Origin of the sequence: Glycomyces sp. NPDC049804 (assembly GCF_040674615.1) — a bacterium.
GTDB lineage: Bacteria > Actinomycetota > Actinomycetes > Mycobacteriales > Micromonosporaceae > Glycomyces > Glycomyces niveus.
The window spans coordinates 138,247-154,465 of sequence record NZ_JBFAMQ010000005.1; the positions used below are offsets into that span (position 1 = coordinate 138,247).

The window sequence follows — 16,219 nt, forward strand, 5'->3', positions numbered from 1 at the left end:
CCTGTCTGATGGTCGGTCGTCTACCGGTCGGCGATCACGAGCAGCGGTGTGCCGGGCGCGGCCTGGTCGCCGGGCCGGGCGAGGACGCGGGTGACCGTCCCGGTGACGGGTGCGGTCACGGGCATCTCGAGTTTCATCGCTTCGAGGACGACGACGGTGTCCCCGGCGGTGACGGTGTCGCCTTCGCGGAGGTCGATGCGCCAGACGCTGGCGGCCATGGGCGCTTCGACGAGGGTCTCGCCGGCGGCGAGGTCGACCGCGGGCCCGGTGTGGGGGGCCGGTTCGGTGTGGTCGCGGTCGAATTCGCCGGCGTCGGCCCACCGCTGCCGTTCGGCCTCGAACGCGGCGGCCTGGCGGGTGCGGAACGCGTCGATGCTGTCGGCGTTGTCGGCCAGGAGCCGCCGGTAGTCGGCGTAGGCGAAGGTGCCGGGGCGGATGTCGAGACGGGTCCGTCCGGCGGCGAGTTCGCGGCGGGTCTCGGCGAGCTGCTCCTCGCTGACGCGTTCGAAGACGACGCGGTCGAAGAACCGCAGGAGCCAGGGCAGGCCGTCGTGGAAGGACGGGAGGTCGCGCAGGCCGGCCCAGATGGGGGCGGTGCGGCCGACGAGCTGGTACCCGCCGGGCGAGTCCATGCCGTAGATGCACATGTAGGAGCCGCCGATGCCGACGGTGCCTTCGGCGGTCCAGGTGCGGGCGGGGTTGTACTTGGTGGTGACGAGCCGGTGCCGGGGGTCGACGGGGACGGCGGCGGGCGCGCCGAGGTAGACGTCGCCCAGGCCCAGGACGAGCCATTCGGCGCTGGTGGCGATGCGGGCGACGTCGTCGATGGTGTCGAGGCCGTTGATGCGGCGGATGAATTCGATGTTGGAGGGGTTGAACAGGGCGTCGTCGCGGACGTTGGTGGTGTAGCGGGCGATGGCCTCGTCGACGACGGCGTCGTTCCAGGAGATGGGGAGCCGCACTTCCCGTGAGGGGACGGTCATGTCGTTGATGTCGGGGAGGTCCTGCTCGAGTTCGACCAGGAGCCCGGTGAGGGTGCGGATCGGGAGGAGGTCGGGGTCGACGTGCAGGTGGAGGGACCGCACCCCGGGGGTGGTGTCGATGAGTCCGGCTGGTGCGGCGGCGGCGAGGGCGTCCATGAGGGCGCCGACTCTCATGCGCAGGCCCAGGTCGAGGTGCATGGGCCCGTATTCGAGGAGGACGGCGTCGTCGCCGGCCCGCCGGTAGGCGACGGCGGGCCGGTCCTCGCCGGCGTCGATGGCGGCGAGGGTCGCGGTGTCGTGTTCGGCGCGATCGAGGGGGCGGGGCGGGGCGAGGGGGCGGGCGCGGAGGCGGTCGGCTTCGGGTTCGTCGACGGGCAGGAAGCGGACGGTGTCGCCGGGGCGCAGTTGCCCGAGTTTCCACCGGTCGGCGGTGGTGACGGTGAAGGGGCAGGCGAAGCCGCCGAGGCTGGGGCCGTCGGGGCCGAGGAGGGCGGGGGTGTCGCCGGTGAAGTTGACGGTGCCGACGGAGTAGGGGTTGTCGTGGAGGTTGGAGGGGTGGAGGCCGGCGTCGCCGCCGTCGGTGCGGGCCCATGCGGGGCGGGGTCCGTCGAGGCGGACGCCGGAGCGTCCGGCGTGGACTTGGACGGTCCATGCGGCGTCGTAGATCCGGGCCATGTCGCCGGTGGTGAAGTAGTGGGGGGCCGGCTGGGGCCCGGGGGTGACGGCGAGGGTCCACGCGTGCGTGAATTCGGGCCGCTCGGCGACCGGGACGGCGTGTGCCGCTTCGAGTCCGGTGGCGGCGGGGAGGAGGCGGTCGCCGGCGCGGAGCTGGTCGCCGGTGTAGCCGCCGATGCGCCCGGGCGGGAACGTCGAGGCCGAGCCGAGGAACCGGGGGACGTCGAGGCCGCCTTGGAAGAGCACGTAGGTGCGGGCGCCGGCGTCGGTGACGGCGCCGACGGCGAGGACGCCGCCGGCGGGCACGTGGAGGGGCTCCCATTGGGGTGCGGGCTCGCCGTCGAGGGTGACGGGCGCGGGGGCGCCGGTCACGCAGACGATCGCGGGGGCGCTGAAGCGCAGGGTGGGGCCGGCGATGGTGCATTCGAGGCCGGGGGCGCCCTCGGGGTTGCCGAGGGCGCGGTTGCCGGCCCGGAAGGAGTGGTCGTCCATGGGCCCCGACGGGGGGACGCCGACCTGCCAGTGCCCGAGCCGGCCGGGCCAGTCCTGGACGGTGGTGAGGACGCCGGGGGCGATGACGTCGATGCGCGGGGAGGTGTCGGTGATGGTGGCGATGGTGCCGGTGTCGTGGGCGACGGCGGCGACGCGGGCGTCGACGGCGGCGGCGGCGAGCTGCCCGAGGTTGGTGTGGACGCCTTCGATCCGGGTCTCGCCCAATGCGTCGGCGAGCGCGGCCCACGCGGCCTCGCGGGTGTCGCCGGTGGTGATGATCTTGGCGAGCATGGGGTCGTAGGCGGCGGGGACGTCGAGGCCGGGTGCGATCCACGTGTCGACGCGGGCGGCGGCGGGGAGGTCGACGCAGGTGAGGAGCCCGGCGGAGGGGAGGTGGTCGCGGGCGGGGTCTTCGGCGTAGACGCGCGCTTCGACCGCGGCGCCGGTCACGGCGGGGCCGGTGTCGGGCAGGCCGTCGAGGAAGGCCGTGTCGCCGGCGGCGGCGCGGATCATCCACTCGACGAGGTCGATGCCGAGGATCTGCTCGGTGACCGGGTGCTCCACCTGGAGGCGCGTGTTGCACTCCAGGAACGAGGCGGTCTCGCGTTCGGGGTCGTAGATGAACTCGACGGTGCCGGCGGACCGGTAGTGGGCCGAGGCGGCGAGGGCCCGCGCGGCGGCGTGCATCTGCCCCCGGACGAGGGCGGGCAGGCCGGGGGCGGGGGCTTCCTCGATGACTTTCTGGTGGCGGCGCTGCAGGGTGCAGTCGCGGTCCGACAAGGACACGACCCGGCCCAGGCCGTCGCCGAAGACCTGCACTTCGACGTGGCGGGCGCGCCGGACGTACTGCTCGAGGTAGACCGCGTCGTCGCCGAAGTTGTCGGCGGCGAGGCGCTTGACGGTGGCGAACACGTCGGCGAGCTCGCGCGGGCTGTGGGCGACCCGCATGCCGATGCCGCCGCCGCCGGCCGAGGCTTTGACGATGACGGGGTACCCGATCCGCTCGGCCGCGGCGACCGCGGCCTCGGGGGTGGGGAGGGCGCCGGTGCCGGCGGCGAGGGGCACGCCCGCGGCGGTCGCGGCGGCCCGGGCGGTGACCTTGTCGCCGAACAGTTCGAGCTGCCCGGGGGTGGGGCCGATGAACACGAGGCCGGCTTCGGCGCAGCGGCGCGCGAACTCGGCGTTCTCGGCGAGGAACCCGTACCCGGGGTGGATCGCCTGCGCGCCGGTGTCCTTCGCGGCCGACAGGATCGCATCGACGTTCAGATAGGACTCGGCCGGCGCGGCCGGGCCCACGCATACCGCCGCGTCGGCGTCCCGCACGTGCAGGGACGCGGCGTCGGCCTCCGAGTAGACGGCGACGGTGGCGGCGCCGAGCCGGTGGGCGGTGCGGGTGATGCGCCGGGAGATCTCGCCGCGGTTGGCGATGAGGATGCGGTCGAACACGACAGGTCTCGCTTCCAGTTCAGCTTCGGTTCAGGGGCGGACGGCGTTGGCCAGGTGCGCCCAGGTCAGGGCCGCCTCGGCGCGGCCGACCACGATCGACCGGGAGGTCTCGATGTGGCGGGTGAGGATTGCCGTCGCCTCCGCGTACCGGCCTTCCAGGGCACCTTCGGCGATCGCGATGTGCTCCTCGATCGTGTCGGCCATCCGCTCGGCGGTGAAGTAGTCGAACATCCGCGCCGGCCGGATCCGGTTGTTCACCGCCTTCAACGACTCGGCCAACTGGGCGTTCCCGGAGGCGGCCAGGAGCGTCAGGTGGTAGCGCTCGTCGGATTCGACGAACCCGGCGTCGGGGCCCGGCGGGGCGTCCCGCAGCCGGTACCACCGCTCCAGTTCCGGCCCCAGCAGATCGGCGTCGTGCGTGGTCTCGGGGTCGGCGGCGGCGCGCGCGAGGCCCCGCAGCTCGAGGGTCAACCGCACCTCGTACAGGTCGTTGAGCTGGTCGATCCGCGGCCGGTACGGGTAGAGCCCGTCGACTTCGCGCGAGACGAGCCCGTCGGCGGACAACCGGCTCAAGGCCTCGCGCACGGGCGTGCGCGAGACGCCGTAGTTCCCGGCGAGCCGTTCTTCACCGAGGCGCTTGCCCGGCTCGTACCGCCCGGCCATCAAGTCGGCGCGCAACGCCACGTACACGCGCGCCGCGAGGGGCTCGTCCACCTCGGGCAGGGGTGTGAAGGCGGTGTTCATATGGCCATCGCCTCCCGGACCCGCTCGCCGGCGCCGGCGCCGGTCGCCCCGTGCGACGCGATCCGGCCCGATCGCAGGACGGCGTATCGGGCGGCGGCTTGGAGCGCGAACCCGAGGTGCTGTTCGACCAGGAGCACGGACAGGCCTCCGCGGGCGAGGTCGATGACGGCCGCCTCGATCTCGGCGACGACGTTGGGCTGGATGCCTTCGGTGGGCTCGTCGAGGATGAGCAGGCGCGGCTCGGTGATGAGCGCGCGGGCGATGGCGAGCTGCTGGCGCTGGCCGCCGGAGAGGAGTCCGGCTTGGCGTCCTTGGAGGGGGCGTAGGGCGGGGAAGCGGTCGAGCTGTTCGTCGATGAGGGTCTTGCCGTGTTTGCGGCCGTCGGCGACGAGGCGGAGGTTCTCGCCGGCGGTGAGGTGCGCGAAGCATTGCTGGCCTTGGGGGACGTAGGCCATGCCGTGTTTGACGCGCTGGTGGGTGGGGGTGCGGGTGAGGTCGCGGCCGTCGAGTTCGATGGTGCCGGTCATGGCGGGGAGGAGGCCGACGACGGCGCGCAGGAGGGTGGTCTTGCCGGCGCCGTTGTGGCCCATGACGGCCACGACCTGGTCGGTGCCGACGTCGAGGTTCACGTCGTGGACGACGGGGGTGCGTCCGTATCCGCAGGTGAGGTTACGCAGTGTGAGCATCGGCGGTCTCCTTCGTGCCGAGGTAGACGGCTTGGACGCGCGGGTCGGTCGAGACGTCGTCGACCGTTCCGGTGGCGAGGACGGCGCCGGCGTGGAGGACGGTGACGCGGGAGGCGAAGGCGCGCATGAAGTCCATGTCGTGTTCGACGACGGCGACGGCGCGGTCGGCGGCGATGTCGTGGAGGAGTCGTCCGGTGGTCTCGCGTTCGTCGTGGCCCATGCCGGCGATGGGTTCGTCGAGGAGGAGGACGTCGGCGTCGCCGACGAGGAGCATGCCGATCTCGAGCCACTGCTTCTGGCCGTGGGCGAGGATGCCGGCGGGGGTGTGGGCGTGGCCGGTCAGGCCGATGCGGTCCATGGTGGCGGTGACGGTCTCGGGGAGGTGGCGGCGGCGGCGCAGGAGGGTCCAGGGGCTGCGGTGGGCGCCGGCGGCGATGTCGAGGTTCTGGGCGACGGTGAGGTTGTCGAAGACGGTGGCGGTCTGGAAGGTGCGGCCGATGCCGGTGCGGGCGATGTGGTGGACCTTTTTGCCGCGCAGTTCGACGGCGCCTTTGCCGGGCGTGTCTTTGGTGACGGATCCGGTGTAGGGGGTGAGGCCGGTGACGGCGTCGACGAGGGTGGTCTTGCCGGCGCCGTTGGGTCCGATGAGGAAGTGGACTTCGCCGCGGGCCAGTTCGAGGCAGACGCCGTCGACGGCTTTGAAGCCGTCGAATGCGACGTGGATGTCGGTGCAGGTCAGGGCGATGGTGCTCATGCTGCGGCCTCCGCGGGGGCTCGTTTGGTGGGGAATCGCTTGGCGAGGGCGGTGATCGAGGCGATGCCGCCGGGGAGGAGGGCGATGACGAGGACGAACAGGAGTCCTTGGGCGTAGACCCAGCCGGAGGGGAACTGTTCGGAGAGGGTGGTCTGGGCCCAGTAGACGGCGAGGGCGCCGAGGACGGGGCCGAGGAGGGTGGCGCGGCCGCCGATGGCGACGCCGAGGAGGAACATGATGGAGGGGACGATGCCGATGGAGGCCGGGGAGATGATGCCGACGATGGGCACGAAGACGGCGCCGGCGACGGAGGCGAAGAGCGCGGCGGTGGCGTAGGCGACGGTCTTGATGTTGGCGGCGTCGTAGCCGAGGAAGCGGACGCGTTCTTCGGCGTCGCGGACGGCGAGGAGGAGTTCGCCGTAGCGGGAGCGGCGCAGTTGGAGTGCGACGGCGACGACGGCGAGGAGGACGCCGGCGGCGATGTAGTAGAGCATCTGCTGGTTGACCGGGTCGTCGAGGTTGTAGCCGAAGAAGTACCGGAAGCGTGAGAGGCCGTTGAACCCGCCGAGGGACTGCTGTCCGATGAGGAGGATCGCGAAGGCGCCGGCGAGGGCTTGGGAGAGGATCGCGAAGTAGGCGCCTTTGACGCGGCGTTTGAAGACGGCGAGGCCGAGCAGGACGGCGAAGCCGGTGGGCAGCAGGAGGATCGCGGCGATGGTGAACACCGGCGAGGCGAAGGGCGCCCAGTAGGCGGGGAGTTCGCGGATGCCGGCGAGTGCCATGAAGTCGGGGACGGCGCCGGGGCCGCTCCGGAATGCGGCGTCGGCCATTTTGAGGTGCATGGCCATGAGGTAGGCGCCCATGCCGAAGAAGACGCCTTGGCCGAGGGTGAGCATGCCGCCGCGGCCCCAGGCGAGGCCGATGCCGACGGCGACGACGGCGTAGCAGAGGAACTGGGCGAGCAGCCCGAGCCGGAATCCTGACAGGACGAGGGGCGCGAGCCCGAACAGGACGGCGGCCGCGGCCGCGAACCCGGCCCACGTGCCCAGGCGCGAGGCGAAGAAGCGGTTCATGCGAGGCTCCTGGTCCGCAGCGTGAACAGGCCTTGGGGGCGCAGCTGCAGGAAGACGACGATGACGATGAAGACGCCGACCTTGGCGAGGGACGCGGTCGAGTAGGTCTCGAAGACCGCCTGCGTCGCGCCGAGGGCGACGGCGGCCACCACGGCGCCCTTGATGCGGCCCAGGCCCCCGGCGACGACGACGAGGAACGCGTCGACGAGATAGGACTGGCCGGTGGTGGGACTGGTCGAGCCGATGAGGGTCAGGGCGACCCCGGCGACGCCGGCGAGGCCGGAGCCGATGAAGAACGTGCCGGCGTCCACGGCGCGGGAGGAGATCCCGGCGGTCTCGGCGAGGTCGCGGTTGCCCACGACCGCCCTGATGCGCCGCCCGGCGGGGGTGAACCGCAGGACGAGGGCGACGGCGGTGACCGCGACGACGGCGAGGCCCATGATGAACAGGCGGGTCTTGGGGACCGTGACGCCCAGGAGGTCCACCCCGCCGCGCAGGGCCTCGGGAACGGACACGTTCACCGCCGGAGCGCCGAAGACGTCCCGGGCGACCTGCTGGAGGATGAGCCCGACGCCGAAGGTCACCAGGAGCGTGTCGAGGGGCCGGTGGTAGAGGTGGCGGATGAGCAGGGCCTCGAGGACCAGGCCCATGACGCCGCCGACGGCGAAGCCCAGCGGCAGGGCGATCAGGAGGGACACGCCGGCGTCCCCGGCGAGCTGCTGCACGACATAGGCGGTGTAGCACCCGGCCATGATGAACTCGCCGTGCGCCATGTTGATCACGCCCATCTGGCCGAACGTGAGCGACAGGCCCAGCGCCGCCAGCAGCAGGATCGATCCGGTGCTCAGCCCGGTGAACAGCTGTCCTACGAGCAGGTCCATGGTGTCTCCTTCCTGATCGCCCGCACGGCTACTGGCTGACGGTGAGGTCGGCGGCCCAGTCGTAGCCGTCGAGGAACGGGTCGGGCTCGATCGCGCCCTCGGACTCCCACACGGTGTAGAGCAGGCCGTCGGCGCTGATCTCGCCGATGCGCGCGGTCTTGGTGACGTGGTGGTTGGCCCCGTCGATGACGACCGTCCCTTCAGGGGCGTCGAACGAGACGCCGTCGGCCGCGCCCTGGATGTCGGCGACGGCGAACGACCCGGCCTTCTCGGCCGTGGCCGCCCACAGGTGCACCGAGGTGTACGCGGCCTCCATCGGGTCGGAGGTGACGCGGTCGGCCCCGTACTCGGCCTTGAACGCCGCGACGAACGCCGCGTTCGCGGGCGATTCGACGGTCTGGTAGTAGTTCCAGGCCGCCAGCTGCCCCTCGATGTTCTCCACGCCGATGCCGCCCACTTCCTCTTCGGCGATCGAGACGCTCATGACCGGCATCTGCTCGGCCGTGAGCCCGACGTTGGCGTACTCGCGGAAGAACGCGACGTTCGAGTCGCCGTTGAGGGTGTTGAACACCGCGTCGGCCCCGGCGGACTTGACCTGGTTGACGATGGTGGAGAACTCGGTCGAACCCAGGGTCACGTAGTCCTCGCCGAGGACCTCGATGCCGTGCGCCTCGGCGTAGGCGTTGATGATCGCGTTCGCCGTGCGCGGGAAGACGTAGTCGGACCCGACCAGGTACAGCGACTTGACGCCGGTCTCGGCGAGGTAGTCGAGCGCGGGGATGATCTGCTGGTTCGTGGTCGCCCCGGTGTAGAAGATGTTCTCGCTCGCCTCCAGGCCCTCGTACTGGACCGGGTAGTACAGCAGCGAGTCGTTGTCCTCGAAGACCGGCAGCATCGCCTTGCGCGAGGCCGAGGTCCAGCCGCCGAACACGGCCGCGACGCAGTCCTCGCGGATGAGCTTCTCGGCCTTCTCGGCGAACACGGTCGGCTCGGAAGCGCCGTCCTCGGCGACGATCTCGATCTGCTTGTCCAGGACGCCGCCGGCGGCGTTGATCTCGTCGACGGCGAGGTAGATCGCGTCGCGCACGGTGGTCTCGGAGATCGCCATGGTGCCCGACAGGGAGTTGAGCGCGCCGACCTTGACGGTGTCGCCGGAGGTGTCGACACAGGACTCGGCCGCCTGGGTCTCCTCCCCCGCCCGCGAACCGCACGCGGCGGTGGCGAGGAGGGCGCAGGCCGCCGCGGCGGCGCCGGTGGCGCGGGCCAGGCGGGTGATCGTGGAACGCTGTGGCATACGGGGGTTCGACCTTTCACGCAGGGAAGCCCGGGCGGATGGGGACCCGGGCCCGCAAGGGGTGTCGCCGCAGGCAGCGGCGGTGTACAGGTGCGTATACAGCGTCGTATCCGCTATGGGTTCAAGCTAGGGGCGCGATGTTTCGCCGCCGTGCGCGTCAAGAACGGCCCGGTGAACTCCCGTTGCCGGGCCGTAAAAAAGCGCGCACGACCCCACGCCCCGAGAGTGAGAACAATCGAAATACATCGATACCTAAGCGAGTTCGGACGACCCCGCAAACAAACTTTGACCAGCCCCCCCACTCCCCCGATATGCTTCCCCCACAACGCAACGCGTGACCAAAGGAGAACTGCGCATGCGCAAGAACCCCCAAGCCACCGCCAACACCCGCCGCCTCAAATACCTCGCCCCCGCACTCGCCGCAGCCGCGATCCTCACCGCCGCCACACCCGCGGCAGCCACACCCGCCGACACCACCACCACCGCCGACGAATGCCCCCTCACCGACACCCTCTGCCTCTTCGAAGGCGACAACTACACCGGCGAACGCTTCACCGCCAGCTCACTCGTCGAACCCGGCACCTGCGTCAGCCTCGTCGACCACGGCTGGGCCGGCCGCGCCAACTCCGCCATCAACACCAACGACAACGCCGCCGCACTCTTCCCCAACGACGACTGCACCGGCGGCCCCTACCTCGTCCCCGGCAACAGCGCCATCCCCGACCTCGGCATCCAACCCCTCAGCGTCTGGGTCCCCGCCTAACCACACACAAAAGGGGCCGCCGGTAAACCGGCGGCCCCCGCCTCCCACTAATCCCGCAACCGCGCCAAGAAGAACGCCCGCACATCCCCCGCCAACGCCTCCGGCACCTCCATCGCCGCGAAATGCCCACCCCGCCCGAACTCCGACCAATGCCGAACATCGAACAACCGCTCAGCAAGCGGCCGCACCGACAACGTGATGTCATGCGCGAACACCGCCACCCCCAACGGCACCCTGCACTCCACCCTCGCACCGCGCTGGCTGTCGCGATGCAACCGGGCCGACGACGCGGCGGTCGCGGTCAGCCAGTACAAGGAGACGTCGGTGAGCATCCGCTCATCGCTCACCGGCGTCGCCGGATCCGTCCACTGCGCGAACCGCTCGGCGATCCACGCCAGCTGGCCGACCGGAGAATCCGTGAGCGCGTACCCGATAGTCTGCGGCGTCAGCGCCTGCAGCGCCTGATACGGCGGACGATTGGCCATCAACGCCCGCACGGTGTCGAGCCGGGCCTCGTCCGACGCGGACAACTCGAGCCCGGCGTCCGGGTCGGGCCGCGTCGGCAGGTAGTTGACATGGACCCCCACCACATGCTCAGGCGCGAACGCGCCCAGCGCGATCGACACCCCCGAACCGAAATCCCCGCCCTGCGCCCCGTACCGCTCGTACCCCAGACGACGCATGAGCTCGGCCCAGGCCCGCGCGACCCGCGGCACACCCCAATCGCGCTCATGCGTCGGCCCGGAGAAGCCATAGCCCGGGATGGAAGGGATGACAAGGTGGAAGTCCCGCGAGAGCGGCTCGATCACATCGAGGAACTCCAGGAACGACCCCGGCCAGCCATGCGTGAGCACCAGCGCGAGGGCGTCGGGGTTCGCGGACCGGACGTGCACGAAGTGAATGCTCTGCCCCTCGATCTCGGTCGTGAAATGCGGCAGCTCGTTGAGCCGCGCCTCCTGCTCACGCCAGCTGAACTCGGTGCGCCAATACTCGGCCAGCGCCCTGAGCCGGGCGAGGGGGAACCCGTAGTCGGTCCCGGCGTCGGCCACCTCGTTGGGCCAGCGGGTGCGCGAGAGCCGGTCCTCGAGGTCGTCGAGGTCGGCCTGCGGGACATCGATGCGGAAGGGGCGGATGGCGGTGTCATTGGCGCTCATGGTGATGCACTCCTGGGGATGGCGATCGCCCGACGATTCGAGCAATTAACGTTCGTGAGGCTAACGATAACACATTCGTTAGGCCAACGAACGATCATGTCGCCGCGATCACCGACAAGCGCGCTGGCCGTCTTCGGCAGCGGGGGCCAATGCACGCACCGACCGAGGTCCGGTCGGTGCCGTCCTCATACGTCGAGGACCGGGGCGCAGGCGCTCCGGTCCTCGTACGATCAGCTCATGACCAACCGCCCCACCGCCGCTGAGATCGCCGCACTCCCCCGATCAGAGTTCGCCTTCCCCGGCCCGCTGCGCGACCGACTCGTGGCCGCCATCCTCGACGGCCGCAAGACCGCCACCACCGGCCTCGCCGTCGAATACGAGACCCACCCGCTGCCCGAACCCGGCGAGCAAGAGGTCGTCATCGACTCCGACGGCCGGCCCGTCGCCCTCATCGAGACCACCGACGTCCGCATCGCGCCCCTCGGTGCAGTCCCCCTCGAACACGCCATCGCCGAAGGCGAAGGCGACCGCGCCCTCGACACCTGGCGCGCCAACCACGAAGCCTTCTGGACCAGCGACGACATGCGAAACGAACTCGGCGACCCCGACTTCACCGTCGACGACGCGACGCCAGTCGTCCTGATGCGGTTCCGCCTCACCGCTGATCTCCGCTGATCCACCGACCAGCGCGTCAGTCGCAGGTCAGCCCTTCGCGCCTCGGCATTCGAGAATCCCGCTGTGGCTGGTGATCCGCAGGACCTCGTGGTCGGCGAAGTGCGCCTCCAGCCGTTGCTCGATCGCGCCCATCAACCGCTCGAAATCACCCTGCGGCAACCCGATGAAGTCCTCCTCGGACCGGAACGCCGCCATCAGCGGCCCCGGCCCGGGCACCTCGATCACACCCGGAAGGTCGTGCAGCGCAACCGTCTCGAACCGCTCGGCCAGCATCGACTCCGCCGTCTCCAGAGAGAAACGCTCAAGCAGCGTCGTCAACGCCATCCGCACCTCGCCCCCGAGCACCTCCCGTGCCGCGTCCTGCCAGATCGGCACGTACTCCCGCTTGTCGTCCGCAGCGAGTGTCGAGACGAACAGGACCCCGCCCGGCGCGAGCACGCGCTGCAACTCGTCGAGCGCCGCCGGAATGTCGGGCACGTGGTAGAGCATGTGCATCGCCAGCACCGCATCCGCCGAACCGTCCTCGAACGGCAGCTCGGCGACATCGGCCACCACCGTCGGCTCCGGCACCGACGCCAGAATCCCCTCCGCGAGGTCCACCCCGATCACCTCCGCGCCAGGGAGCGCCTCCCGCAGCCGCCCCGTGTAGCGCCCGTTGCCGCACCCGACATCGAGCACCCGCCCCGGCTGCCGGCCGACCCTCGAGACCACGACACCCGGCAGGTCGTAATCCGGGGTCTTGAAATGGTAGAGCCCCTGACGGGCCGCGAGACCATCCTCGCTGCGGTAGTTGTCGACCTTCTGGAACCGCTCATCGGTCGTCTGTCCCTGCATCGCATGGTCCTTCCGCGTTCTTGTCGAACCCCGGACTTCACCCGAGGCTCACTGCTTTCGCGTACGGGTACACCACGCCTCACCTCACACTCCGGTTGCGCCCCAAGCACAACCGCGGCCGTCGATACGCGGTTGCGAGCGGGCGGCGAACCTGCTGAGATGACTCCCGACTCCAGCCGAGGAGCCCGCTTGCCACCCGCCCCCTACACCCAGGCCATGCACCGCGCCGCCGAAACCGCGCTCGCCGCCTACGACCTCCCCCGACCCGCCACCGTCGCACCCATCCGGCTGCTCAACAACGCCGTCTACGAAGTCACCGCCGCCGACGGCCGCCGCTACGCGCTCCGCGTCCACTGACCCGCCTCCCGCGCCCCCGCGCACATCCGATCCGAACTCGCCTTCCTCGACACCGTCCACGGCGACCTCGCCGCGGCCGGCATCCGCACCCGAAGCCCGTGCCCGCCAACGACGGCGCGCTGTCCCTCGCCGTCACTTCGCCGGGCGACGGGCGCACCCTCCACTGCGACCTCCTGACCTGGGTTGAAGGCGACGTGCGCCGACCGGGCACCGGCCTCGGGCGCAGCGGCGTCCGCGAGACCGGCCGTGCGCTCGCGCACCTGCACCGCGCCGCGGCGTCCTTCACGCCGCCGGCCGGGTTCGACCTCCCCGTCTGGGACGCCCGCGCACTGTTCACCGAGGACTCGCCCTACCGGCCCGGCCCGTTCCGCGACCTCCTCGCGCCCGCCGACCGATCGCGCTTCGACCACGTCGCCGCCCGGACCGCCGCGATCCTCGACCGGCTCGGCGACGACCCCGAGGCGTTCGGCGTCGTCCACCATGACTTCATCCTCGGCAACTGCCACACCCGCCGCACCCCGCAAGGCTGGAGCATCGGAGTCCTCGACTTCGACGAGACCGGCTGGGGCCACTACCTCGCCGACATGGGCCCCGTCCTGGGCAACCTCAGCGACTACCCGCATTTTCGGCGACTCCGCGCCGCCTTCCTCGCCGGATACCGTTCCGTCCGGCCGCTGCCGGTCGACCTGGAAGCGCACTTGCCGGTGCTCATGGCCGCCCGCCACACGGCCCAATGCCTCTGGGCCGCAGGACTCGTGCACAGCAACGGCAGCGAGGAGGTCGACACCGCCGAGCACATCGCCTACCGGATGCGGGAAGTCCGCCGCTGCCTCGATCTGTCGCCTTGAGACGAAGTAGCGGGGGCCGCGCCGTAGCGCGGTGGGAATAGGATCGGCGGTGGTCTTATGCCCGTCCCCGCGACCCGCCCGATCCGGTCGTGCACCGTGCTTTGGAGGTTCGGAGCCCCTTGTCGACTTTCGTGAAGGGCCTCGCCTGGATCGTCGCGTTCCTGTCCGGCGTCGCGACCATCTTCGCCCTGTTCGGCGGCCAGCAATGGCTCGAGCAGCAGGGCTGGACCCTCTCCCCGAGCACCGCCCAGACCACTGAGACCGAACCGGACGCGGAGCAGACCGCGTCCGAGGTGGCACAGGATGCGACCGCCGATGAGGGCGACAGCGCGCAGGAGCCCTCGGACGAAGGAGCGGGCTTCTCATGGGACGCCGTACTCGCCTGGTCCGAGGGCACCTTCGACAACCTGCTGTGGGGCATCGCCGCGATCGGGGTCTCGATGCTCATCGCGGGCGCGGCGGGCGCGGCCGCGCTGCACGCGACGGTCGAGGCCACCTATGTGCTCCTCGTGCTGCCGTGCGTCGCGGCCGTCGTCCTCATGGGCGTCCTGCTCCACGCGGCCGACCCCGGCTACCTGCTCTGGTTCATCATCCTGACCGCCCTCAGCGCACCCGTGGGCTTCCTCGCCTCCGTCTACGCCGACAGCTAGCGGCGCGTGTAGACCACGCCCACCTTGTCCACCGCCGTGCCAGAGCGGCCGTGGAAGCCCGCGATCTGCCAGCCCGACGGGGCCGTGAACGTCGCGCACTCGCCGGTCGAGGTCCCGCCCTCGAGGGTGCGGCCGGTGCTGGTCGTGAAGCGGGCGTAGAAGATCCGCGTGTGACCGTCGTGCTTGGCCTGGCACAGGCGCAGCGCGACCGAGTACTCCCCCGCCGCCATCGTCAACTCCTTGAGCGTGCCGCCGGAGCCGCCGTGGTCGAGGACCGTGCCGTCGGCGAGCGTCACGCCCACCTGGTCGACCCGCTCCCCCGCGCGCAGGCGCAGCACGCGCGCCGCGTCGCCCGCGTCCAGGTCGTCCACATCGGTGAAGAACGCGCCGTGCGGTCCCCCGAACTGGTCGCTGAGCATGAAGTCCCCGCCCGTGGTCCACGAGAAGTCCACCGCGATCGGGTAGTGGTCGGAGAGGTTCTTGCCGTTCGCGTCGCGGAAAGCGGCGTGCTCGTTGCGGTACTGGCCCGCGTCGAGCTTCACGTGGTCGCCCGAGCGGTACAGGACCTTGTCGACGACCTCGCACTGCTCGCTCACGGTGGCGTCGTCGCAGACGATCGCCGGGTCGCCTTCGTTCGGGGCGTCGCCGCCGCGAACGAGCTCCACCCAAGCGTCGGTGAGGCCGTTGCCCGCCGCGAAACCGGCGATGCCGTCGCCGGTGCGCGTGTAACGGGTGTTGGTGTCGCCGTAGACGATCACGGCGTTTCCGGCCGAGTGCTCGGCCATGAACGCCGACACCTGGGCGAGGTTCTTCGACCTCGCGGCGATGTCGGCCGGCTCGCTCCCGGCGTCGGTGTGGAGGTTGTACAGGTCGACCCAGACGCCCTCGGCGAGGCGGGCGCGCATGAACGTGAAGCCCTTCGGGGTCAGGCAGTCGCCCGAACCGGAGGCGCAGTCGTTCCACTTGACCCGCTCGAAGTCCTCGAACGGCAGGTCCGACAAGGTGTTGAGGCCGTCCCCGAACGGGACGCCGCCGCTGGTGGGCGTGCGGTGCGGGTGGTCGTCCGCCGCGTACAGCGCCGCGTGGTAGTTGAAGTCCTCCTGGACGTGCACGATGTCGTATGAGCCCAGGCGGGATCCGATGATCGGCGTGTTCGTCTCGGGGTCGCCGTCGCCCAGGCCCAGCGGCAGGCCCGCGACGTTATAGGAGAGGACGGACAGGTCACCGCTCACGGCGGCCTCCTGCGCCTCGGCCGGTTCGGGTGCGGCGGCGAGGGCGAGGGCGGCGAGCGAGGTCAGCGCGGTGAGCGCCGCCAGGCGGGGTGGGAGGTGCATGGGGCTCCAGTGGTCTCGCGGCCGAGAGGGCTCGGCTTCGGTTATGGCGCAATCAGATTGCCCGAATAATGCGAAATGTTCAAGACTGCTGGGGAAACCGCGCCCCGCCCGGCGGTGAACGCTCGCGCTCAGGCCGCCAGATCGAGCGCCAGGATCGCGATCGAGGAGGCGAGGAACGTGAAGGTCAGGATCGTCTCCTTCGGCCAGTAGTTCGCCAGGATGTGCGTGTGGACCGCGCAGGTCCAGAACAGCACCAGGCCCGCCGCGGCGGCCGTGCCGACCGGCTCGTACGCGAGGCCGGCCAGGAGCCCGATCCCGCCGGCGGCCTTGAGGACGCCGATCGGGAAGACCAGCATCGAATGCGGCACCCTCGCACCGTCCATGAGCGGCAGGATCTGGGGCAGCCGGACGATCGCGCCGACCCCCGAACCGAGGTTGAGGACGCCGAAGGCGACGGCGAGGACGAGGTGAAGCGTGGACATGGGTGTTACTCCTTCGTGCAGTAGGTGATGTCGAAGTGCATGGGCGAGCGGTGCACAGCGCGGCCGGCCCGCTCGCGGTCGCGAGGACGCGTCG

16 protein-coding genes are annotated in these 16,219 nt (G+C 71.0%); 5 read left to right on the forward strand and 11 right to left on the reverse strand.

The genetic code is table 11. The features are described 5' to 3' along the window. Positions 1 to 20: 20 nt before the first annotated feature. Genes uca through urtA form a run of 7 tightly spaced genes read right to left on the reverse strand, consistent with a single transcriptional unit; the run spans position 21 to position 9,028 of the window. Positions 21 to 3,596, reverse strand: a complete 3,576-nt coding sequence (gene uca, locus AB0K52_RS09720) for an urea carboxylase (protein ID WP_363528750.1) — start codon at positions 3,594 to 3,596, stop codon at positions 21 to 23. Positions 3,597 to 3,626: 30 nt separating this feature from the next. Further along, positions 3,627 to 4,340, reverse strand: coding sequence for a GntR family transcriptional regulator (locus AB0K52_RS09725; RefSeq protein ID WP_363528752.1), 714 nt, complete (start codon positions 4,338 to 4,340; stop codon positions 3,627 to 3,629). After that, positions 4,337 to 5,026: an urea ABC transporter ATP-binding subunit UrtE gene (urtE, locus tag AB0K52_RS09730; RefSeq protein ID WP_363528755.1), complete on the reverse strand. Its 690-nt coding sequence runs from the start codon at positions 5,024 to 5,026 to the stop codon at positions 4,337 to 4,339. Before urtE ends, AB0K52_RS09725 begins: the two co-directional genes overlap by 4 nt. Beyond that, entirely contained in the window at positions 5,010 to 5,780 is a 771-nt protein-coding gene (locus AB0K52_RS09735; protein ID WP_363528758.1) for an ATP-binding cassette domain-containing protein, read from the reverse strand. The genes urtE and AB0K52_RS09735 overlap by 17 nt, the downstream gene beginning before the upstream one ends. Beyond that, positions 5,777 to 6,853, reverse strand: coding sequence for an urea ABC transporter permease subunit UrtC (urtC, locus tag AB0K52_RS09740; RefSeq protein WP_363528761.1), 1,077 nt, complete (start codon positions 6,851 to 6,853; stop codon positions 5,777 to 5,779). Before urtC ends, AB0K52_RS09735 begins: the two co-directional genes overlap by 4 nt. Beyond that, positions 6,850 to 7,734, reverse strand: a complete 885-nt coding sequence (urtB, locus tag AB0K52_RS09745) for an urea ABC transporter permease subunit UrtB (RefSeq protein ID WP_363528764.1) — start codon at positions 7,732 to 7,734, stop codon at positions 6,850 to 6,852. Before urtB ends, urtC begins: the two co-directional genes overlap by 4 nt. 28 nt (positions 7,735 to 7,762) lie before the next feature. Then, complete coding sequence (gene urtA / locus AB0K52_RS09750) at positions 7,763 to 9,028, reverse strand: urea ABC transporter substrate-binding protein (protein WP_363528767.1); 1,266 nt, start codon at positions 9,026 to 9,028, stop codon at positions 7,763 to 7,765. A gap of 334 nt (positions 9,029 to 9,362) precedes the next feature. On the opposite strand from urtA, the gene AB0K52_RS09755 reads away from it, so the two are divergent. Continuing rightward, positions 9,363 to 9,791, forward strand: coding sequence for a peptidase inhibitor family I36 protein (locus tag AB0K52_RS09755; protein WP_363528770.1), 429 nt, complete (start codon positions 9,363 to 9,365; stop codon positions 9,789 to 9,791). Between the two features lie 47 nt (positions 9,792 to 9,838). On the opposite strand, the gene AB0K52_RS09760 is transcribed toward AB0K52_RS09755, so the two are convergent. Continuing rightward, positions 9,839 to 10,945, reverse strand: a complete 1,107-nt coding sequence (locus AB0K52_RS09760) for an epoxide hydrolase family protein (RefSeq protein ID WP_363528772.1) — start codon at positions 10,943 to 10,945, stop codon at positions 9,839 to 9,841. Between the two features lie 237 nt (positions 10,946 to 11,182). On the opposite strand from AB0K52_RS09760, the gene AB0K52_RS09765 reads away from it, so the two are divergent. Next, the gene (locus AB0K52_RS09765) at positions 11,183 to 11,620 is read left to right on the forward strand and encodes an ASCH domain-containing protein (protein WP_363528775.1); all 438 of its coding nucleotides are present in this window, start codon (positions 11,183 to 11,185) and stop codon (positions 11,618 to 11,620) included. Between the two features lie 27 nt (positions 11,621 to 11,647). On the opposite strand, the gene AB0K52_RS09770 is transcribed toward AB0K52_RS09765, so the two are convergent. Further along, entirely contained in the window at positions 11,648 to 12,454 is an 807-nt protein-coding gene (locus AB0K52_RS09770; RefSeq protein WP_363528778.1) for a class I SAM-dependent methyltransferase, read from the reverse strand. A 189-nt stretch (positions 12,455 to 12,643) separates the two neighbouring features. Between AB0K52_RS09770 and AB0K52_RS09775 the strand changes: the two genes are divergently transcribed. The 3 genes from AB0K52_RS09775 to AB0K52_RS09785 all read left to right on the forward strand — a co-directional run bounded on the left by AB0K52_RS09775 (position 12,644) and on the right by AB0K52_RS09785 (position 14,309). Then, positions 12,644 to 12,811, forward strand: coding sequence for a hypothetical protein (locus tag AB0K52_RS09775; protein ID WP_363528781.1), 168 nt, complete (start codon positions 12,644 to 12,646; stop codon positions 12,809 to 12,811). A gap of 29 nt (positions 12,812 to 12,840) precedes the next feature. Further along, complete coding sequence (locus AB0K52_RS09780) at positions 12,841 to 13,659, forward strand: phosphotransferase (protein WP_363529537.1); 819 nt, start codon at positions 12,841 to 12,843, stop codon at positions 13,657 to 13,659. 119 nt (positions 13,660 to 13,778) lie between these two features. Beyond that, a complete protein-coding gene (locus AB0K52_RS09785) occupies positions 13,779 to 14,309 on the forward strand; it encodes a hypothetical protein (RefSeq protein WP_363528783.1) in 531 nt (176 codons plus the stop codon). Here AB0K52_RS09785 and AB0K52_RS09790 read toward each other — a convergent pair. Both AB0K52_RS09790 and AB0K52_RS09795 read right to left on the reverse strand, forming a co-directional pair. Beyond that, positions 14,306 to 15,643 (reverse strand): jacalin-like lectin, encoded by a 1,338-nt coding sequence (locus tag AB0K52_RS09790; protein WP_363528786.1) that lies wholly within the window; start codon positions 15,641 to 15,643, stop codon positions 14,306 to 14,308. The two genes, AB0K52_RS09785 and AB0K52_RS09790, sit on opposite strands and share 4 nt — an antisense overlap. A 128-nt stretch (positions 15,644 to 15,771) precedes the next feature. Next, positions 15,772 to 16,125 (reverse strand): DoxX family protein, encoded by a 354-nt coding sequence (locus tag AB0K52_RS09795; RefSeq protein ID WP_363528789.1) that lies wholly within the window; start codon positions 16,123 to 16,125, stop codon positions 15,772 to 15,774. Positions 16,126 to 16,219: the final 94 nt, after the last annotated feature.